Source organism: Sphingomonas sp. NIBR02145 (assembly GCF_027359115.1).
In the GTDB taxonomy this organism is placed as follows: Bacteria; Pseudomonadota; Alphaproteobacteria; order Sphingomonadales; family Sphingomonadaceae; genus Sphingomonas; species Sphingomonas kyeonggiensis_A.
The window spans coordinates 2,316,297-2,334,934 of the sequence record NZ_CP114791.1 but is presented as its reverse complement, the minus strand read 5'-3'; the positions used below and the strand labels follow the sequence as shown (position 1 = coordinate 2,334,934).

16 protein-coding genes are annotated in these 18,638 nt (G+C 67.8%); 4 read left to right on the top strand and 12 right to left on the bottom strand.

Annotation, left to right across the window (positions count from 1 at the left end; all coding sequences use genetic code 11):
• The first annotated feature begins 2 nt into the window (after positions 1–2).
• A complete protein-coding gene (locus O3305_RS10240; protein WP_269576297.1) occupies positions 3–1,514 on the top strand; it encodes a S10 family serine carboxypeptidase-like protein in 1,512 nt (503 codons plus the stop codon).
• On the opposite strand, the gene O3305_RS10235 is transcribed toward O3305_RS10240, so the two are convergent.
• The 3 genes from O3305_RS10235 to O3305_RS10225 all read right to left on the bottom strand — a co-directional run bounded on the left by O3305_RS10235 (position 1,515) and on the right by O3305_RS10225 (position 5,252).
• Entirely contained in the window at positions 1,515–2,144 is a 630-nt protein-coding gene (locus O3305_RS10235; protein ID WP_269576296.1) for a hypothetical protein, read from the bottom strand.
• Positions 2,145–2,223: 79 nt separating this feature from the next.
• On the bottom strand, positions 2,224–4,299 hold the full coding sequence (locus O3305_RS10230; protein ID WP_269576295.1) for an amidohydrolase family protein: 2,076 nt from the start codon (positions 4,297–4,299) through the stop codon (positions 2,224–2,226).
• On the bottom strand, positions 4,299–5,252 hold the full coding sequence (locus tag O3305_RS10225; RefSeq protein WP_269576294.1) for an ornithine cyclodeaminase family protein: 954 nt from the start codon (positions 5,250–5,252) through the stop codon (positions 4,299–4,301). The genes O3305_RS10230 and O3305_RS10225 overlap by 1 nt, the downstream gene beginning before the upstream one ends.
• Positions 5,253–5,380: 128 nt before the next feature.
• On the opposite strand from O3305_RS10225, the gene O3305_RS10220 reads away from it, so the two are divergent.
• On the top strand, positions 5,381–5,854 hold the full coding sequence (locus O3305_RS10220) for an Lrp/AsnC family transcriptional regulator (protein WP_183998663.1): 474 nt from the start codon (positions 5,381–5,383) through the stop codon (positions 5,852–5,854).
• Here the strand turns inward: O3305_RS10220 and O3305_RS10215 are convergent.
• On the bottom strand, positions 5,834–6,757 hold the full coding sequence (locus O3305_RS10215) for a DMT family transporter (protein ID WP_269576293.1): 924 nt from the start codon (positions 6,755–6,757) through the stop codon (positions 5,834–5,836). The two genes, O3305_RS10220 and O3305_RS10215, sit on opposite strands and share 21 nt — an antisense overlap.
• On the bottom strand, positions 6,754–7,944 hold the full coding sequence (locus O3305_RS10210; RefSeq protein ID WP_269576292.1) for an aromatic amino acid transaminase: 1,191 nt from the start codon (positions 7,942–7,944) through the stop codon (positions 6,754–6,756). The genes O3305_RS10215 and O3305_RS10210 overlap by 4 nt, the downstream gene beginning before the upstream one ends.
• 143 nt (positions 7,945–8,087) lie before the next feature.
• On the opposite strand from O3305_RS10210, the gene O3305_RS10205 reads away from it, so the two are divergent.
• A complete protein-coding gene (locus O3305_RS10205) occupies positions 8,088–8,594 on the top strand; it encodes an Lrp/AsnC family transcriptional regulator (protein ID WP_183998666.1) in 507 nt (168 codons plus the stop codon).
• Positions 8,595–8,681: 87 nt separating this feature from the next.
• On the top strand, positions 8,682–10,397 hold the full coding sequence (locus O3305_RS10200) for a M61 family metallopeptidase (RefSeq protein ID WP_269576291.1): 1,716 nt from the start codon (positions 8,682–8,684) through the stop codon (positions 10,395–10,397).
• Positions 10,398–10,403: 6 nt separating this feature from the next.
• Here the strand turns inward: O3305_RS10200 and O3305_RS10195 are convergent, their stop codons facing one another.
• The 7 genes from O3305_RS10195 to O3305_RS10165 all read right to left on the bottom strand — a co-directional run bounded on the left by O3305_RS10195 (position 10,404) and on the right by O3305_RS10165 (position 18,575).
• Positions 10,404–11,807, bottom strand: coding sequence for an efflux transporter outer membrane subunit (locus O3305_RS10195; RefSeq protein ID WP_269576290.1), 1,404 nt, complete (start codon positions 11,805–11,807; stop codon positions 10,404–10,406).
• Positions 11,800–12,705: an HlyD family secretion protein gene (locus O3305_RS10190; protein ID WP_269576289.1), complete on the bottom strand. Its 906-nt coding sequence runs from the start codon at positions 12,703–12,705 to the stop codon at positions 11,800–11,802. The genes O3305_RS10195 and O3305_RS10190 overlap by 8 nt, the downstream gene beginning before the upstream one ends.
• The gene (locus tag O3305_RS10185) at positions 12,702–12,917 is read right to left on the bottom strand and encodes a DUF1656 domain-containing protein (protein ID WP_184168786.1); all 216 of its coding nucleotides are present in this window, start codon (positions 12,915–12,917) and stop codon (positions 12,702–12,704) included. The genes O3305_RS10190 and O3305_RS10185 overlap by 4 nt, the downstream gene beginning before the upstream one ends.
• Positions 12,914–14,959 carry an FUSC family protein gene (locus O3305_RS10180; protein WP_269576288.1) on the bottom strand — a complete coding sequence of 682 codons (2,046 nt, stop codon included), beginning with the start codon at positions 14,957–14,959 and terminating at the stop codon, positions 12,914–12,916. The genes O3305_RS10185 and O3305_RS10180 overlap by 4 nt, the downstream gene beginning before the upstream one ends.
• Positions 14,960–14,962: 3 nt before the next feature.
• Positions 14,963–15,406, bottom strand: coding sequence for a MarR family winged helix-turn-helix transcriptional regulator (locus O3305_RS10175; RefSeq protein WP_269576287.1), 444 nt, complete (start codon positions 15,404–15,406; stop codon positions 14,963–14,965).
• Positions 15,407–15,519: 113 nt separating this feature from the next.
• Positions 15,520–15,687: a hypothetical protein gene (locus tag O3305_RS10170; protein WP_184168783.1), complete on the bottom strand. Its 168-nt coding sequence runs from the start codon at positions 15,685–15,687 to the stop codon at positions 15,520–15,522.
• A gap of 170 nt (positions 15,688–15,857) precedes the next feature.
• On the bottom strand, positions 15,858–18,575 hold the full coding sequence (locus O3305_RS10165; RefSeq protein WP_269576286.1) for a M16 family metallopeptidase: 2,718 nt from the start codon (positions 18,573–18,575) through the stop codon (positions 15,858–15,860).
• Positions 18,576–18,638: the final 63 nt, after the last annotated feature.

Below are 18,638 nucleotides of genomic sequence, written 5' to 3'. Positions count from 1 at the left end.
TGATGCGCCGTGCTTTGTCTGTCGCCCTGCTGCTCGCTGCCGTCAGCCCCGTTGCCGTTCATGCGCAGGACGGCAATGCGCCGATGCCGCCGGCCTTCATGCGCGCGATGGAGCCGATGGTCCCGCGCGATGCCGCCAGCGACCGGGTGGTGACGACGCAGCATGCCGCGATGATCGGCGGCAAGAAGCTCGCCTATCGCGCCGTCGTCACCGAGCTGCCGATGCCGGGGGCGGACGGCACGCCGGTCGCGGTGGCGGTCAGCTATGGCTATCTCGCGGATGTGAAGGGCGATGCGACGAAGCGGCCGGTGCTGTTCGTGTTCAACGGCGGCCCGGGCGCCTCGTCCTCGCCGCTGCACATGCAGGCGCTCGGCCCGCGCCGGATCGTGGGCAAGGGCGATGCGGCGCATCTCGAGGACAATCGCTTCAGCCTGCTCGACGCCGCCGACCTGGTGTTCATCGATCCGGTGGGGACGGGCGCGAGCATGCCGCTCAAGGACAAGGATGCTTCGGGCTATTGGGGCGTCGGCGGCGATGCGCGTGGGGTGGCGCTGATGATCGAGCGCTGGCTGGCGGCGAACGGGCGCACGGGTTCGCCGGTGGTGCTGGTCGGTGAAAGCTATGGAACCTCGCGGGCGCTTGCGGTGTTGAACGAGACCAGCAAGGCGAAGAAGGCGCTGCCTGATGGTGTCGCGTTGCTCTCGCTGGCGATCGGCGACAGCGACGGGCCGGTGATCTCGGACGTGGTCAAGCTGCCGACCCTGGCTGCGGTGGCCTGGTATCACCAGGCGATCGATCGCGGCGGGCGCAGCGTCGAGCAGTTTTATGCGGAGGCTCTGGCCTTCGCGCAGGGCGATTATGCACTGGCCCTCCTCAAGGGTTCGAATCTCTCCCCTGAGGCCCGCCGGCAAGTCGCAACGCGAATGGCAGCCCTCACCGGCCTGCCGGTTTCGCTCCTCGAAGAGAAGAATCTGCGGCTCGACAATTACGACTTCATGCTGAACCTGCTGGCCGCCAAGGGCCTCCGCACCGGCCAGCTAGACGGCCGAGCAACCCGGGCGATCGCCGAATCCAAGCTCCGCCCCCCCTTCGACGATCCCTCGATGACGCTCGGCGCCAGCTCGGCGCAGCTGATCGAGACCTATCTCAAGACTGAGCTCGCCTATGCGCTGCCCAGCCCCTACCGCAGCCTCAATCTGGGCATCAACTTCAAGTGGAACTGGGACAAGGAATATGGCGGCAGCTACCGCTCCATGTCCTTCGCGCAATATCTGAAGGCGGCGATGGACGCCAAGCCGAGCCTGCGCGGTTTCACCGGCGGTGGCTATTACGACATCACTACGCCGGTCTATGCCGGGCAGTTCGCGCTCGAGCAGGCGGGTGTGTCGATGGACCGCGTCGCGGCGCATCACTATGCCGCCGGGCATTCGGTGTTCGAGGACGAGGAAGGGCTGGCGGCGCTCAGTGCGGACCTGCACGCCTTTGTCGCGCAGGTCGTTGCCGCCAAGCCGTAGTCACCGGGCGGGGAAGTTCGCCTTCCAGCGTTCGTCCAGTTTCGCCGCCGCGCTCTTGCCCTTCGCGGTGGCGATGAAGGAAATGCCGCGCAGCGTGACGCTGTGGCCGCCGAGCAGCTTGCCCGAAATCGTATAGCCGACATCGTAGAGCGCGCTGTCCGCATGCGGCTCGCCATTCACCAGGAACTGGGTGGTGACCAGCACCGGCAGGCGCTCGTCGCCGCGACTGTTGTCGGGCAGCCTGGCCGCGTTGCGCGCCTTTTTCAGCGCCTCGTCGAACCATTTGACGTCGATCCGCGGCTCGCCGGTGGTCTCCACCGCGGCGATGCCCAGCGGCGAGGGGAAGGCGATCTTCTGGCTCTGGACGGTCTGGTCGGCCGAAGACGGCTTGAGCACCAGCACCCGCTCGCCGGAATCGGCCGGGACCAGCACCAGCGTGCCGGCGCGGGCGGAGGCACGCTCGGCACTCGCACTCTCCGCAGCCTTGCTGTCGCTGCGCTCGCTCCAGTTGTTCCAGAGGGTCAGCGCGGAGATGATGACGGCAACCACCGCCAGCACTTCGCCCAAGGTTATCCAGCGGCGACGGATCGCGGCGGCCTCGGCCGCGCGTTCCTCACTCTTCTGATCCACGGGCGCTTCGGGTTCGGGGGAATCGGTAGTCACGCCGGTGGTTCGATCATCCCGCGCCCGGGGCGTCAAGCCAGCTCGATCAGAACAGGAACTCGTCCGCCACGTCATGCGACGGGCCGCTGCCCGCTGCCTTGGGCGCCGCCGCCGGACGGGTGATCTTCGGCGCGTCCACGAACGGCTTCACCCCGAAGGCCGGATAGATTTCCGAGGGGAAATAGATCGTCCCGCCCTTCACCACCATCGCGATGCGGTGCAGCTCGCGCAGATCCTTCGTAGGATCACCGGGCAGCAGCAGGAAGTCGGCGCGCTTGCCACGCGCGATCGAGCCCAGCTCCTGGTCGCGGCCCATATAGACTTCGGGCGTCAGCGTGCCGAGGCGCAGCACCTCGGGGATCGGGATGCCCGCCTCGCCATAGATTTCCAGCTCGCGGTGCACCGACAGCCCGGTCTGGTCGTCGGTTCCGGGCAGGAGCGTGATGCCGCGATCGTGGAGCAGCTTGAGCAGCTGCTTCACCTTGACCATCGCGCCGTCATAGGCGGCGGCATCCTCCGGCCCGGCGATCGGCGCGATCGCCTGGCGGCGGCGGCGCTGCAGGCCGATCGGCAGGTGATCGATATAGCTGGCGACCGAGGGGCTGGGCGCGCCATTGCGGCTGAGCATCAGCAGCTCGAGAGTCACCGCGGTCGGATCATGCGCGACATGACCGGCGACCATCGCGTCCACCGTCTTGCTCACCTTTGCCGAAGCGAGATCGAGCTCGGCCGTGCGCCGCATCGCGGTCAGGCGCAGCGGGGTGCGGGTATCCTCCTTGGGATCGAGCACCCAGCCGAGCATCAGCTGGTTGATATGGGTGACTTCGTTATAGCCCGCCGCGATCATCGCATCGGCATTGGTGAAGGCCGGGATGTGCCCGGTCACGCCCATGCCGAGCCGGTGCGCCTCTTTGGCGATGGCGGGCACCCAGGCCGGGTTCATGCTGTTGTAGATCTTTACCTGCCAATAGCCGCGCGCGGCATACCAGCGCACGGCGTCGATCGCCGCGCTCTCGCTGTCGGCAACCACGCCCAGCCGCGCCGAATAGGGGCTGCGGCCCTCCAGGAAGCCATTGGGCACGATCCGCGGCCCGGCGACTTCGCCCGCATCGATCTGGCGGATCAGCTGGGGCAGGAAGACATTGTCATTGCCCATGTCGCGCACCGAGGTGACGCCGGCGGCGATATAGAGCATCGCCGATTCCAGCCCGATATGCGCATGCATGTCGTGCAGGCCGGGCAGCAACGTGCCGCCATTGCCCTCGATCGTCGCCTCGCCGGGCGAGGCGGGGGCGTCGAACGGCTGGATGCCGGTGATCCGTCCCTCGGCGAACAGCAACGAGACCGGATCGCCGAGCTTGCCCGAGGCCGGATCGAAGACGCGGACGTTGCGGATGCGCACCGGCGCGTCGATCCTGTGGGCGAAGCGCTGCTGGAGCGCGGCATAGCGCTTCGCGGTCAGCGCGGTCGCCAGCTTTGCCAGCGCCGGCACCTCCGCCTCATGGCCCTCGCGCACCACCGCGCCGCTGGTGTCGAGCACCGCGAACAGCCGTTGCTGGCCGTCGAGCAGGATCATCTCAGGCGAGAGGTCGATGCCGCTGATCGCATAGGCCTGATAGGTCGCGGTGCCGATCTTCGCCGGCCCCAGCTTCTCGATGCGCAGCTGCCCTCCGGGCATTGCCGGCAGCGTGCCGTCCGCGCGCTTGAGCAGGGCACGGGCATAAAGGCCGAGCGCCCAGGGGCTGGCATTCTGCCCGATATATAGGCCGGCGCCAGTGACGGGGGCGGTGCGCTCGCCCATCGAGTCAGTCCAGCGCGCGGTGCCGCCCTCGCGGGTGAAGCTCTCATGGACATCGCCGCCAAAGGTCGATTTGCCGTCCAGTGCCCAGCGCACCGGCAGGCCGTCGGTACCCAGCGCGATCGTCTCCGACATGGTCGGGCCGCGGCCATTGTTCTTCACGTCATATTTGATCGTGACGTTGCTGCCCTGCTGGTCCGCATCGACGAAGCCGACCTTCTCGCCATTGGCGATCACGCTCAGCCGCTCATGCTGGGCAAGCGCGGGTGTGACGGTGAAGAGGGTGGAGGCGAGAAGAGCGGCACGCAAAAGGGTGGGCGACATCAGCTGAGCGAGCTCCGGTAGAGATGGGCGGCAACGGCCAGGTCCTGCACGGCATGGCCCAACGACTTGTAGAGGGTGATCTCATCGGCGCTTCGGCGGCCGGGGACGCGGCCGAGCAGGACTTCGCCTATCTCCGCGACGATATGGTCGTCCGTCACCACGCCGGCCTGCTTCGCCACCAGGAACTCGGCGGCGGCGTCCAGCGCGGAGGCGCGGCTGTCAGCGATATAGCGGCTCATGGCGACCAGCGCATTGTCGGCCTCGACCGGACCCGGGCCGCTCGATCCGACCAGGTTGACGTGCGTGCCGGGGCGCAGCCAGGCGCCGAGGATCACCGGCTCGGCCGAGGTGGTGAGCGTGCAGATCACGTCGGCCCGGCTGGTGGCGGCTTCGAGGTCGGAGACCGCTTCGGCGCCGATCGCGGCGAACTCGGCGGCGAGGCTCACCGCCTTGTCGAACGAGCGACCCCAAATATGCACGCGGTCGAAGGCGCGGACCAGCGGCAGCGCGCGCAGATGGGTGCGCGCCTGGCCGCCAGTGCCGACGATCAGCAGCGTGCGGGCATCGGCGCGAGCGAGTGCATCGGTGGCGACCGCGGTGGCCGCCGCGGTGCGGATATGGGTGATCTCCTCGGCATCGGCGATCGCGACCGGCTCGCCTTCGTCCGGCTCGAACAGCAGCACGACACCGCGATGCCGGCGGAGGCCCGGCGAACTGGGATCGGCGAAGACGCTTATCATCTTTGCGCCGAACATCTCGCGCTCGCCGAGCGCTCCGGGCATTTGGGCAAAGGTGCGACCCGAGCCCAGGGGGATCATCGTGCGGAGGAGCTGGCGGGTGGTGCCCGCGGACAGCGCCTCCATCGCGTCGCGGACGACGCGGATGCAGTCGGGATAGCTCAGGTGATCGCGCACATACTGGCCGTCGAAAATCGCCAGCTGCTCGCGCTTCATGCCTCGTCCTCCCGTCGAACCTTGCAGGCAGGATAAGTCGGCGACCCCGCAAACGCTTGCCTGTCATCGCACTGTAATTTAGCGTTCGCGAAAATATGATCCAATTTTCGCCGGGGAGGCGCATAAATATGGCGGACAATCTCGACCGGATGGACATCAAGATCCTGGAGCGGCTGCAGATCGACGCCTCCGAGTCCTCCAGCGAGATCGCCGAGCGGGTGGGGCTGTCGCAATCGCCCTGCTGGCGCCGGATCCAGCGGCTGCGCGAGGAAGGCTATATCAAGGCGCAGGTCGCGATCCTCGATCGCGAGAAGTTCGGCGAGAGCATGTACATCTTCGCCCAGCTCAAGATGGGCCGGCTGAGCGACGAGGGCCGCGAGCGCTTCATGCGCGCGGTGGAGGAAATCCCCGAGATCACCGAGGCCTATACGCTGTTCGGTGAGATGGACGTGATGCTGAAGGTGCTGGCGCCGAGCATGGCCTGGTATCAGAATTTCACCTTCCGCACGCTTCTGCGCCTGCCCGGCGTCGAGGATATCCGATCGGTGGCGACGTTATCCGAGATGAAGTGCAGCCACCGCTTACCGCTGCCGTCGCGCTGACAGGGCGAAGCCGGCACCGACCAGCAGGAAGCCGGCGAGTTCGACCGCGCCGATGCTCTCGTGCAGGAAGATACCGGCGAAGATCGTGCCGAACACCGGCATCAGATAGAAGAACAGCCCTGCCCGCGCCGATCCGACCAGCGCCACCCCGCGGTTGAACAGGAAGAAGGCGAGGATCGACGGCCCGAGTGCGAGGTAGAGCAGCGCGGCGAACCCGCTCGCGTCCTTGAGCGGTAGCGGCGTCCCTATCGCAAGCTGGAAGGGCAGCATCAGCAGCGCGGCGCCTGCAAAGGTCAGGAACAGGAAGCTCGCCGGATGCACGCGCGGGCGCTTGCGCAGCAGCGTGGCGTAGAGCGACTGGGAGAGCATCGCCGCGCAGGCGAGCAGGGTACCCATGTTGAGGCTGCCCGAGGTGCCGGGCTTGCCGAGGATGACGCAGAGCACTCCGGCCAGCGCGAAGGCCATGGCACCCAGCTGGCGTGCCGCAGGGCGCTCGCCGAAGAACAGAAAGCCCAGGCCGATGATCGCGATCGGGATCGCCGATTGCACCAGCAGCGCCGGTGTCGCCCCGGTCACCCGCACCGCGTAATAGGCGAGGGTGTTGCTGCCGGCGAGGCCGAGCCCGGCGAGAAGCAGTAGCACCGGCCAGCCCCGGCGGATCAGCGGCCAGTCGCGCGCCAGATAGGGGAAGGCGAAGGGCAGGGTGAAGGGCACCGCCAGTGTCCAGCGCCAGAAGGAGATGCTCACCGGTGCCATGCCGTGCGGTATCGCCCGGCCGAGCACGAAGTTGCTTGCCCAGAGCGATGCCGCCAGCGTGAGCAGGAGATAGGGGCTGTTCCACAGCGACCAGCGTGCGTGGGACGATCGCGTCCCGGCGCCCGTGGTCAGGTTCGCTCCGGTCATGCCACGCCCGCGCGGTCCAATGCGCGAAGCGCGTCGCAAAAGCGGGCGATGGTGGGCAGGGTGAAGCCGGCGATGTTGATCCGGCCGGAACCCGCCAGGTAGATCGCATGCTCGTCGCGCAGCCAGTCGATCTGGGTGCGGCTGAGCGGCAGCGTGGCGAACATGCCCTTGCCACGGGCGATCTGGGTCAGGTCGACCTTGCCGATCCGTCCTTCGGATGCCAGCGCCCGGCGCAGCCCGGCAAGCCGCTCGCGCACAATATCCAGCTCCTCGCGCCAGATGCGGGTGAGTTCGGCATCCTCCAGGATCACGCGGACGACGGCAGCGCCGTGATCGGGCGGCATCGACCAGTTGGCGCGGGCGAGCGCGAGGAGGTTGGAATGGGCGATCGCGCCCTGCTCTGCATCGGGTGCGGTCACCCACAGCGCGCCGACGCGCTCGCGATAGAGGCCGAAATTCTTGTCGCAGGAATAAGCGAGCAGGCCGAACGGTGCTGCCGCCAGCAATATGCGGGTGCCGAGCGAGTCTTCGCAGAAACCCTCGCCCAATCCCTGATAGGCGAGGTCAACCAGCGGCAACAGGCCGCGGCGCACCACCACCTCTGTGATTGCCTGCCAGCCGAGCGGGCCGGGATCGATCCCCATCGGGTTGTGGCAGCAGCCGTGCAGCAGCACCGCGTCGCCGGGTGTCGCGCCATCCAGCTCCTCAAGGAAATAGGCGAGGTCGAGATGCTGCGCGGCGATGCTGAAGCACTCGATGAAGCGCGGCTCGATCCCGGCTGCGAGGAATACCGGGGCGTGGTTCGCCCAGCTCGGCGCGGCGACCCAGATGCGGCGCACCCCGGCCTTGGCGAGTAGTTCGGCGGCGAGGCGCAGCGCGCCCGTGCCCCCCGGCGTCTGCAGCCCATGGCGCCGCTCGACGGGCACGGCATTGCCCAGCACCTTGTCCGCCAGCCGCTCGACGAAGCCGATATCGCCTTCGGGGCCCAGATAGGACTTGCTCTGCTGCTCGCGCAGCAGCTTCTCCTCGGCCAGCTTCACCGCGCGCATCACCGGCGTGTTGCCGTCCTCATCGCGGAATACCCCGACGCCCAGGTCGATCTTTTCGGTGCGGGTATCGCGGCGAAAGGCGCCGATGATCTTCAGCAGCGGATCGGCGGGCTGGAGCGCAAGCGTATCGAACGACATGGTGAGACCCCTTTTGTTTATTGCGCTGCAAAATACGGGGGTGGCGCGCCAAAGTGCGTGCGAAATGGTCGGCCTTTTCGTGGATATTGCATCATCGATGTATGGATGTGGCAGTTCGTGCAAATTTGATGCAGGATCGCGGAATGGCGCGCGAACTCGACAGCTTCGATCTCCGTATCCTCGAGCAATGGCAGGTACAGGGCGACATTGGTCCGGTAGAGATGAGCGAGCGTGTGCACCTCTCCGCCTCGCAATGCTCGCGCCGGATGCATCAGCTGCGCGAGGCCGGTTATCTGGCGCGGGTGGCGGGCGTGCTGGATGCGGAAAAGCTGGGGATCGGCGTGAGCGCCTATGTGCTGCTGAGCCTGCGTTCGCACGAGCCCGGGTGGCTGGAGACCTTCCACCAGCGCATTACCGCCATGGATGAAGTGCTCGAATGCCAGGCGCTGACCGGGGAGGCGGACATCATCCTCAAGGTGGCCACGCGGGACCTGGCGAGCTTCAACAGCTTCCTGGTCAGCGAGCTGCTGGTCGCTCCCGAAGTGGCGACGGCGCGCTCCAGCATCGTGCTGGAAAACCTCAAGAGCAGCACGGCGCTGCCGGTCCGGTTCGCGCGGCAATCGGTCGGGCAGGGCCCCGACCACGCATAAATCATGTGCGGGGGCGGCTCTGCGGCGGGAGATCGCAGAAATTTTCGCGGCTCCAGCCGATAGGATCGGGGCAGCGGAGGAGAATTCATGACCAAGATTGCCCGAAACACTGTCCTGGCAATGGCCATTGCACTGGTGCCGGTTTCGGCGAGCAGTGGGGGGGGCGCCGAGCCCGTGCCCGAACTGGCGATCACCATCGCGCCCTCCGCGCCCGACGCCGCGCACAACATCCCCTATGTCGATGTGACGGTGGTTACACAGGGCGTGCACCGCAAGGCCGGGGAAGACCTGTTCAAGCTTGCGCTGGTAGCCAACACCGTGGTCACCAGCGGCAAGGACGTGCAGGGCCTGGCGATCACCGACGCCGCCGGCACGATCGCCGCCACGGTCAAGGATGTCGAGGAGGACGGCTCGAACCGCACCCGTATCTGGCAGGCGCCCCGCGCGATCGATGGTGCCGTGACTATCCGCTACCGCGTGCCGATCGATGCCGCCGCGCCGCCGCTCGCGCTGCCGCAATATGAGATGCGCACCGAGCTGGACGGCTTCTCCGCCGCCGCCAATGCGTTCGTGATCCTCCCCGCCGACGAGACCGCCCGCCGCGCGAAGATCCACTGGGACTTCGCCGCTTATGGCCCGGGCGGCATCGGTGTATCCAGCTTCGGCGTCGGCGACGTTACCAGCAGCGAGCCGCTGCCCGCATCGCGCCTGTCCTCGGTCTATTACATGGCGGGCAAGCCCGGCGTGTTCCAGGCCGGTGGCGACGGCTTCTTCGCCGCCTGGCAGGGCACGCCGCCCTTCGCGATGGACCCGCTGATGCACTGGGCGGGCGACCTTCATCGCTTCTACGGCAAGTTCTTCGGGTACATGCCGCCCAGCTTCGGCGTGTTCGGGCGCACCAATGTCCGCAACCCGGGCAGCGGCATCGGCCTGACCGACAGCTTCGCCTTCACCTTCAACCACACGTCGAAGCCCGACGACCTCAAGTCGCTGCTCGCGCACGAGATGCTGCACAGCTGGGTGCGCTCGCTAGATGAATCGATGGACTCAGCGGGTGGGCTCGACCGGTCCTGGTTCGGCGAAGGGCTGGCCGTGCATTACCAGCGCATGCTGCCCTATCGCGCCGGGATGATAACCGCCGACGAATTCCTGGCCGACCTCAACGAGACCGCCGCGCGCTATTACACCAACATCAAGATCAACGTGCCGAACTCTGAGATCCCGGGCGGTTTCTGGAAGGACACCCGCATCCGCGTGCTGCCCTATGACCGCGGCTCGCTCTATTTCGCCGCGCTTGACGCCGCGGTGCGCAAGGCTTCGGCCGGCAAGCGCAGCCTCGATGACATGGTGCGGACGATGCTGGCGGCGCGCCAGGCCGGCAAGCCGATGAACGAGGCGCTGTGGCGTTCGCTGCTCAGGCAGCAGCTTGGCGCCAGGGGCGTCGCCGATCTCGACGCGATGCTCGCCGGCGGCACGGTCACCCCGCCGTCCGATGCCTTTGGCCCCGGCTTCCGCCGCGTCTCGCGCCCGCTGCGCCGGTTCGATCTCGGCTTTGATCCCGCCTCGCTGACCGTTCGCCCCAAGCTGGTGAAGGGTCTGATCGCGGGCTCGGAAGCCGAGAAGGCCGGCCTGCGCAATGGCGACGAGATCCTCAACACCTTCTCGCAGGACGGCCTGCAGGGCGACCAGACCCGGATGCTCACGCTCGAAGTGAAGCGCGGCGCCGAGACGCTGTCGATCCGCTACCTGCCGCGCGGCGAAACCGTCGCCGCCTGGCAATGGGAGCGCGTCGCCGGCAAGTGAGGCAGGCTATTCCCAGCCCCCGCCGAGGCTGAGGAAGATCGCCAGCTGGTCGTCGAGCAGCTGCGCCCGGGCCGCTGCGCTGGTCACCTCGGCGCCGGCATAGCTGCGCTGCGCGTCGAGCAGCGACAGGAAGTCGCCCCGGCCGAAGCGGAACAGCTTGCCCGCCTGCGCCGCCGATTGCGCCGCGCTGCCGCTCGCCCGGGCAAGGGCATCGGCCCGTTGCGCGTCGCGGCGATAGGTCTCTAGCGCGGTCTCAGTCTGGCGCAGCGCCTCGAGCACGCTGCCGTCGAACCCGGCGAGATCGGCCCGCACCTGCGCATCGGCTTGGGCGATCCGTGCCTTTACCACCGGCCGGTTGGGGAAGGACCAGCTGAGCAGCGGTCCCAGGCTGAACCCGAAGGACGTGCCACCGCCGATATCCTTGAGCGGACCGGACAGGCCGAGCGACCCGCCGATGCTGATCTGCGGATAAAGCGCTGCGGTGGCGACGCCCAGCCGCGCGGTGTCGCCGGCGATCTTCCGCTCGGCCTGGCGGATATCGGGCCGGCGGCGGATCAGCGCGGCGCCGTCGCCGGTCGGCAGCGGGCTGCGCAGGCTCGGCAACACCGAGCAATCGGCGACTTCGCGCGGATAGTCCGCAGGCGGCTTCCCGAGCAGCGTGGCGAGCAGATAGAGCGCGGACTGGCGCTGGCCTTCGAAGGCGGGCAGCGCCGCTTCGCTGGTCTCGACCGCAACCTGGGCGCGGCTGACGTCGAATGCGGTACCGCGCCCGCCGCGGAACAGGCGCTTCGTCGCGGTCAGCGTGTCGCGCTGGAGGGCGACAACCTTGCGGTTGACCCCGAGCAGGTAATTGGCGGCGCAGACCTTGCCATAGGCGCGGGCGGTGGCGGCGGCGACGCTGACGCGGACATAGTCACGCGCGGCGGTCACCGCCTCGACATCGGCCTGGCTCGCCTCGATCGCGCGGCGCAGCCGGCCGTTGAGGTCGATCGGGTAGGAGGCGCTGATCCCGAAATTATAGGCGACGTTGCCCGGCAGGTCGGTGCCGGTCCCCGACGGGCGGGCGAGCGTGGTGCCGCCGCTGATCCCGGTGGTGACGTCGCGCCCGGCATCGGCTTCGCGCAGCACCGCCTCGGCGCGCACCAGATTGGCCTGGGCAACGCGCAGGTCGGTATTGGCGGACAGCGCCTGCTCGATCAGCCCATCGAGCCGCGGGTCCTGGTAGAGCCGCCACCAGTGATCGGGCAGCGACGTGCTGCCGTCGATCCCCGGGCCGGTGGCCGAGAGGAATGGACCGGTGGCACCCGGCGCGGTTGCGGCCGAAGTCTCGGGCGGATGATAGTCCGGCCCGGCGGTGGCGCAGCCGGCCAGTGCCAGCGCGACCAGCGATATGGCGAAGGGCTTACGCATGGTGGCAGGCCACCGGCTGCTTGGCGTTGGGGTCGGCCGGCTGGACGGTTACCGTCGCGGTCCGCCCGGCGATCAGCCGCATGTCCGCCGGCACCTTGTCGAGCCGCACGCGCACCGGGATACGCTGGGCGAGGCGGATCCAGGAGAAGGTCGGTTGGACCGTGGGCAGCAGGTTGCCGCTGTCGCTGCGGGTGGAATCATTGATGCCATAGGCGATGCTGTCGACATGGCCGGTCAGGTCGGCGCTCTCGCCCATCAGCCGGACATGGACCGGCGCGCCGATGCAGACGAGGGGCAGCTTGGTCTCCTCAAAATAGCCCTCGATCCGCAAGCTGTCGCGGTCGATCAGCGCCATCGCCTGCTTGCCCGCGCCCAGATAGTCGCCCGGGTGGAGGTCGAGATTGGTGACGACGCCGTTGACCGAGGCATGGACGCGGGTGCGCTTGAGGTCGAGCGCGGCGGCATCGCGGGCGCCGATCGCCTGGGCCAGTGCGGCCTCGGCGGTAGCGACGGCGGCGAGGTTCTGCTCATGTGCTTCGGCGGCGACGAGGTCGCCCAGCGCCAGGTCGCGCTGCGCGGTGCGGCGTGCCTGGCCGAGCGTGGCCCGCGCGCTCACCACCCGGGCATTCGCCTGCTGCAGCGCGAGGGCGTAGCGCGGCGTGTCGATCACGAAGAGCAGGTCGCCGGCCTTGACCGGCTGGTTGTCGTGCACCGCCACCGAGGTGACGAGGCCGCCGATATCGGGCGTCACCCGCACCACATCGGCGCGCACCCGCCCGTCACGCGTCCAGGGACTGCGCTCATAATGGTTCCACATCCACACCGCCACGGCGATCGCGGCGAGGACGATGACGATGGTGGCGGCGCTGCGCGCCAGCGGGAGGGCGAGACGTTTCATAGACGCAATCCAAAGAACGGGACGAGGAAGGCGAGCAGGCCGAGGCTCAGCACGAACAGGCTGAGGTCGACCGCCGCGCGATAGGCGACGAAGCGGTAGAGGCCGAAGGCGCCGATCAGCCGGGTGAGCACGAAGCTCAGCGCCAATGCGCCGAGCGCGAGAACGAACAGCGTCGGCAGATAGACGCCGTCCAGCGAGACTTCGCCGATCATGCGGCCCTCCGATAACTGGCTGCTTCAGGGAAAAGGTTGCGGCGCAGGCTCACCAGCCCGAGCGTGCCTTCGCGGCGGAAGGCGGGCTGGGGATATTCGGTGGTCGCCGCGATCGCGCCGTCGATGCGGTCGAGCAGCGCGGGATCGGATGGGAGCGGCATGTCGGGATCGAGGCTGCGATAATAATCGGCCACGCCCGAGAGCACCTCGGTCAGCGCATCGCCCTGCCCGGGCGGCAGGTCCAGCCGCAGCTGGCGCAGCTCGCCGATTGCCACGCCGGTGCGCAGGTCGCGCAACGCGTCGTAGAGCGGGCGGCCGCTGTCCTCGCCGATCGCAGCCAGGCGCGGGGCGAGCAGGCCGATCCGGTCGAGCATCCGGTTGATCCAGCCGCGCACGTCCGGCGCGCGCATCAGGTTGGCACGCTGGGCGATGTCGGCCCAGCCGGCGCGGATCGTCCGTCGGATCGCGTGATGCGCGCCGGCGGCCTGCATCAGCGCGGTCATCACGATTGCGAACCAGGTGCCGACCAGCTGGGCGATCGAGCCATTGGCATAGCTGGCGAAGTCGCTGCTGTAGGTCGCGGCGAGCAGCGCCGGGCTGCCCATGCCCATCATCGCCGGCAGCGCGATGCCGCCATAGCGCGGGGATGACATCAGTGCGCCGCCGACCAGCAGCACCGGTGCGAGGGCCAGGGCGAGCATCCAGAAACCGTCGAGCATCGGCAGGATCGCGAAGCCGTAGATCGCGCCAAGCACGGTCGCGATCATCGTGCCGATCATGAAGCCCTTGAGCGGCGCCAGCGCATTGTCGAAGGCGCAGAACAGCGCGAGGAACACGCCCGCGAGCATCACCGCGGTCGATCCGTCCGCCCAGCCGCTGCCGATCCACAGCGCGCAGCCCAGGACGATCGTGATGAACGCCCCGAACGCGCCGCGCGCCGCGCCGGCATAGTCGCGGTGCAGCTCGCGATTGCGACGCCCGCCGAGCAGTTCGGCGACACGCGGCGTCACCGGCTGGCGGCGATGGGTGATGAGTTGGTCGCGCAGGTCACGGCAGTCGCGATGCACCGCGACCAGCGCGCCGAGCCGGGCGAGCAGGCTCAGCCGCAGCATCTCGGTCCAGTTCGTTTCGGGGCCTGCCGCCGGCTCCAACGCCGAGCAGCGCGCGATCAGCGTCTCGGCGCTGGCATGGCGTTCGGCAGGATCGGCCTCAGGCGCGGCGAGCCAGACGCGGCAATCGTCGATCAGCGTGGTGACTTCCGGCGAGACGGTGCCGCCCGCGCTCTGGAACGTCTCGAGCCGGTCCTGCACGGCGGCGCCGAGCGGGAGCAGCATCGAGAGCTGGTCCTGCAGCGCGCGCACGGTGCGGACGCGCGGGGCGAGGCGCGAGGGATCGAAGGGCAAATGGATCGAGAGCTGGTGCAGCTCGGTTACGTCGAGCGCTAGGCGGCGGCGCTCGGCTTCGAGTTCGGGAACCGGCTCGGTGGCGATCGCATCGCGCGACCAGCGCTCGGCATCGCCCAGGATCGCATCGACGCGCGACAGCAGCAGCCGGGTGATCGATCCGGGCATCACGACGCCGTGGACCAGACTGCTGCACAGGATGCCGATGCCGATCTCCTGCACGCGCAGGATCGCGACGGTGAAGATGTCTCCGGGCGCGTCCACGCTCGGCAGTGCGATGATGCAGGCGCTGTAGCCGGCGAGCACGAACATATAGGCGCGCGGCGTGCGGTCGAGCAGCGACACGAACACGCAAATCGCCAGCCAGCTCGCGATCGCAAGCGTGAGCAGTTCCGGCGCGTTGACCAGGGGCGGGACCATCGCGACGGCCGCGACGCCGCCGACAAAGGTGCCGATCAGCCGGAACAGCGCCTTGGAGATAACCGCGCCGGCGAGCGGCTGTGCGACGATGAACGATGTCAGGAAGGCCCAGTAAGGACGCTCAAGTCCGATGCTCAGCGATATGTACAGCGCGAGCATCGCCGCGACGTAGCATTTGACCGCGAACAGCGCGGTCGGAAGCCCGAACTTCTGCCCCATGGTTCAGCCTCGCCGCTCCGCGATCCGGGCGTTGAGCAGCTCGAGGAGATGCAGCATCGTCGCGATCTCCTCCTCGGGCACGCCGTCGAACAGCTCGCGACGCAGCTGGGCGAAGCGGGCCTCGATCTTGTCGACCAGCGCGGCTCCCGCCTCGGTCAGCACCAACCGGTTCGACCGCTTGTCGTCGGGATTGGGCACGCGCTCGACCAGCGCCGCCTGTTCGAGTTGGTTGAGCACCGAGACGGTGGAGGGGCCGGTGATCCCGATCTCCTGCGCCAGGTCGGTCTGCCGCGCCTCCGGTCCGAGCCGGTGGAGATGGATCAGGCACCAGCCCATCGAATTGGAAACGCGGAGTTCGGCGAGCGCGGCATCGGCGAGCTGGCGCCAGCCACGACTCACCTGCGGCATGGTGCGCGCAACATCGCGTCGAAGATTCGCTCGAGTCATTTTAGATAGATAGCTATCTAATAAAATGAACTCAAGAGGCGCGAAAGGGTGCGCATTCAGACTTTGGTATGGGGAGGGCTGGCGCGGTCGATCTGCCGCAGGCCGGGCCCGATCTAGTCGAGCACAACCTTGTCGGCGTGGCGCGGTTCGAAGCCGCGGGCGCGGCGCTCATATTCCTGCGCCATGCCCATATGCGCGCGGAAGCTCGCCATGCCCTTGGCACGCAGCGCAGCGTCGCGTTCCTCGTCGGCACGCTGTGCGAAATAGGCGCTGTCGGTCATTTCCGCTCCGTCATTCATCCATTTCGGAAATATTCAATCATGAAGCGGACCGCATTCCGTACAAACGCGTAGGGTCGGTCGAGCCGTGCCGATCCTGCGCCGGGGCGGTAAACGGCAAACGGCCGGCCGGATAAACCGGGCCGGCCGCCGAGGATTGCCTGAAACGGCGCTTAGCGCAGCTTGTGCCCTTCCGCGTCCCACACCTCGACCGTGCCGAGCTTGAGCGCGCGGACCTTCTCCTCGATCTTCGAAAGATCGCCGACGATGACCCAGGTCATCGCATCCGGATGGAGCAGCTGCGCGGTATTGGTGATCGTGTCGGTGCGTAGCGCCGCATATTGCGCGGGCAGGGTCGTGATCCAGTCATAGGACCGGCCGAAGCGGTTCACATATTGGAGATAGCCGACCATCGCATTGTTGGTCTCGAACCGGCCGGGCAGGCCAAGCACTTCGCCCTTGGTGAGCAGGTCGAGTTCGGCCTGGGTGGCGGGCTTGTCCTTGCGAATCGCGCGGAGTTCCTTGTCGATCTCGCCCAGCGCTTCCGAAGTCTTGTCGGTCTGCACGCTGGTCGCCACGCCGAACACCTGCGGTCCGCGCGCCTCGGCGACATAGGAGCTGGCGCCATAGGTCCAGCCCTTGTCCTCGCGCAGGTTCATGTTGAGCCGCGCGGTGAAGTTGCCGCCGAGCACGTCGTTCATCGCGCCGATCTCGAACCCGCGCGGATCGTCGCCCTTCGGCATGATCTGGCCGACCCGGATCACCGACTGGATCGCACCCGGCTTGTCGACGAGGACGATCCGCGGGGCGGTGATATCCGCGACGGGCGCGATGGTCTTCTCGCCCTTGGAAGTGGCTGGAGCCTTCCAGTCGCCGAACGCCTTTTCGAGCGCGGCGGTCAGCGTGGCGAGATCGGTGCCGCCGGCGGCATAGATCACTGCGTTGTCGGGCCGCAGCCAGGCGTCATGGAAAGCGACCAGGTCCTCCCGGGTGATCGACTTGAGCGTGTCCGCGCGGCCAGCGAGCGGTACGCCATATGCGTGGTTGGCGCCGTAGATCAGGTTGGTGAAGGTCCGCTGGGCGATCTCGTCCGGCGAGGCGAGCGACTGAGCCAGGCCCGAGAGGTGGAGCTGGCGGTCGCGTTCCAGATCGGCGACCCGGAAGCCCGGGTTGCGGATATAGTCGGCCCAGAGCGCTACCGTTTCGGGTAGCGAGCGCGTCATCGACGAGACCATGAAGTCAGTCGTGTCGACACTCGACGTGGCATAGAGGCGGGCGCCGAGCAGCGCCTGACGCTCGGCGAACTGGGTGCCGCTGAGCGTGGTGGTGCCTTCGTCCATCATGCCCAGGGTGAAGCCGCCGATACCGTGCTTGAGCTTCTGCTCGGCAGCCTGGCCGGCATCGAACACCATGGTCATGTCGACGGTCGGCGTGCCCGGGCGTTCGGCCAGCACCACGCGGATGCCGTTGCTGAGCTTCGCCTCGCGCAGCTCCGGAAGCTTGAGCGCGGGGGAGGGGCCGAGCGGCGGCAGCTTGGTGCGATCTGCGCCATCGGCGATGACCTTGGGGTTCCCGAAGGGCAAGACAGTGAGCTTGTAGTTGGGCTTGCCGAGCCAGCTGGCGGCGGCGCCGCGGACCTGCGCCGCAGTCAGCGCCTGGAAGCGTTTGTCTTCCACGGCGTAGTTGCCGGGGTTGCCCGCGAAGATCGTGCCGTCGGAAAGCGCCATCGCCTTGACGTAGATCGACTCCATCGCACGGGCATTGTCGGCATAGGCGCTGGCCTTGACCCGGGCGAGTTCGGCCGGGGTCGGGCCCTTGGCGAGGAACTCGTCGAGCACCTGCTTCACCGCCGCTTCGGCCACCGCGCGATCGACGCCCGGCTTCAGCCGCAGATCGACCGAGAAGATGCCGGCGATGGCATAGCCCGCATATTGGGCCGAGGCATAGGTGGCGAGCTGCTTCTCCTGGACCAGCACCTGGTAGAGGCGCGAGGTCTTGCCACGGCCGAGCGCCTGGGCGGCGAGCTGGAGCGCCGAGGCCTCGGGCGTGCCGCGGCCGGGCACCGCCCAGTTCCAGGCGATCGCGGTCTGCGGCACCGCGTCCTGCATCACTTCGCCCTTGTCGCGTTCCAGCGTCGGCACCCAGGCGGTGGTGCGGCTGACCGGCTGGCCCGCTGGGACGCTGCCGAAATACTTCGTGACCAGCGTCTTGGCCTGTTCGAGCGTGACGTCGCCCGACAGGGTGACCACGGCGTTGGTCGCGCCATAATATTGGGCGAACCAGCCCTTCACATCGTCGAGCGAGGCGGCGCTCAGGTCCTCCATCGAGCCGATGGTCGGGTGGTGATAGGGATGGCCGACCGGGAACAGCGCCGCCGCCTCGCGCTGGTCCATCAGCGCATAGGGGGTGTTCTCGCGGGTGCGCTTCTCGTTCTGGACGACCTTGCGCTGCTCATCGAGCTTGGCCTGGCTGATCGCGCCGGCGAGATAGCCCATGCGATCCGATTCCAGCCAGAGCACGCGCTCCAGCCCGCCGGTCGGGACGATCTCGTAATAGTAGGTCTGGTCGAGCGAGGTAGCGCCGTTGACCCCCGACACGCCGATCTCCTGGAGTGGCGGCATGTACTCCTTGTCGTGATGTTCGGAGCCGTTGAACATCAGATGCTCGAACAGGTGTGCGAAGCCGGACTTGCCGTCGGGCTCGTTCATCGATCCGACGTGGTACCAGACCGCGACCGCCACCTTGGGCGTCTTGTGGTCCTCGTGCACCACGACGCGCAGGCCGTTGGGAAGCGTGAACTGCTGGTACGGAACAAGCTCCTGTGCACTGGCGGGCAGCGCGGCGGCGATGGCGAAGCTCGCCGCGGCTAGGAGCAACCTGGTGGCCTTCATGGGAATATCCTCAAGCAAAAAAGAGCCGGCTCCCTGCGCACAGGGGAGCCGGCAGGTGCGTGC

Excerpts from the sequence above, each read along its gene's own strand:
- O3305_RS10175 (WP_269576287.1), bottom strand. The coding sequence starts at position 15,406 with ATGACTCGAGCGAATCTTCGACGCGATGTTGCGCGCACCATGCCGCAG.
- O3305_RS10225 (WP_269576294.1), bottom strand. The coding sequence starts at position 5,252 with ATGAAGCGCGAGCAGCTGGCGATTTTCGACGGCCAGTATGTGCGCGAT.
- O3305_RS10200 (WP_269576291.1), top strand. The coding sequence starts at position 8,682 with ATGACCAAGATTGCCCGAAACACTGTCCTGGCAATGGCCATTGCACTG.
- O3305_RS10190 (WP_269576289.1), bottom strand. The coding sequence starts at position 12,705 with ATGAAACGTCTCGCCCTCCCGCTGGCGCGCAGCGCCGCCACCATCGTC.
- O3305_RS10165 (WP_269576286.1), bottom strand. The coding sequence starts at position 18,575 with ATGAAGGCCACCAGGTTGCTCCTAGCCGCGGCGAGCTTCGCCATCGCC.
- O3305_RS10215 (WP_269576293.1), bottom strand. The coding sequence starts at position 6,757 with ATGACCGGAGCGAACCTGACCACGGGCGCCGGGACGCGATCGTCCCAC.
- O3305_RS10180 (WP_269576288.1), bottom strand. The coding sequence starts at position 14,959 with ATGGGGCAGAAGTTCGGGCTTCCGACCGCGCTGTTCGCGGTCAAATGC.
- O3305_RS10220 (WP_183998663.1), top strand. The coding sequence starts at position 5,381 with ATGGCGGACAATCTCGACCGGATGGACATCAAGATCCTGGAGCGGCTG.
- O3305_RS10170 (WP_184168783.1), bottom strand. The coding sequence starts at position 15,687 with ATGACCGACAGCGCCTATTTCGCACAGCGTGCCGACGAGGAACGCGAC.
- O3305_RS10210 (WP_269576292.1), bottom strand. The coding sequence starts at position 7,944 with ATGTCGTTCGATACGCTTGCGCTCCAGCCCGCCGATCCGCTGCTGAAG.
- O3305_RS10185 (WP_184168786.1), bottom strand. The coding sequence starts at position 12,917 with ATGATCGGCGAAGTCTCGCTGGACGGCGTCTATCTGCCGACGCTGTTC.
- O3305_RS10195 (WP_269576290.1), bottom strand. The coding sequence starts at position 11,807 with ATGCGTAAGCCCTTCGCCATATCGCTGGTCGCGCTGGCACTGGCCGGC.
- O3305_RS10205 (WP_183998666.1), top strand. The coding sequence starts at position 8,088 with ATGGCGCGCGAACTCGACAGCTTCGATCTCCGTATCCTCGAGCAATGG.
- O3305_RS10230 (WP_269576295.1), bottom strand. The coding sequence starts at position 4,299 with ATGTCGCCCACCCTTTTGCGTGCCGCTCTTCTCGCCTCCACCCTCTTC.
- O3305_RS10240 (WP_269576297.1), top strand. The coding sequence starts at position 3 with ATGCGCCGTGCTTTGTCTGTCGCCCTGCTGCTCGCTGCCGTCAGCCCC.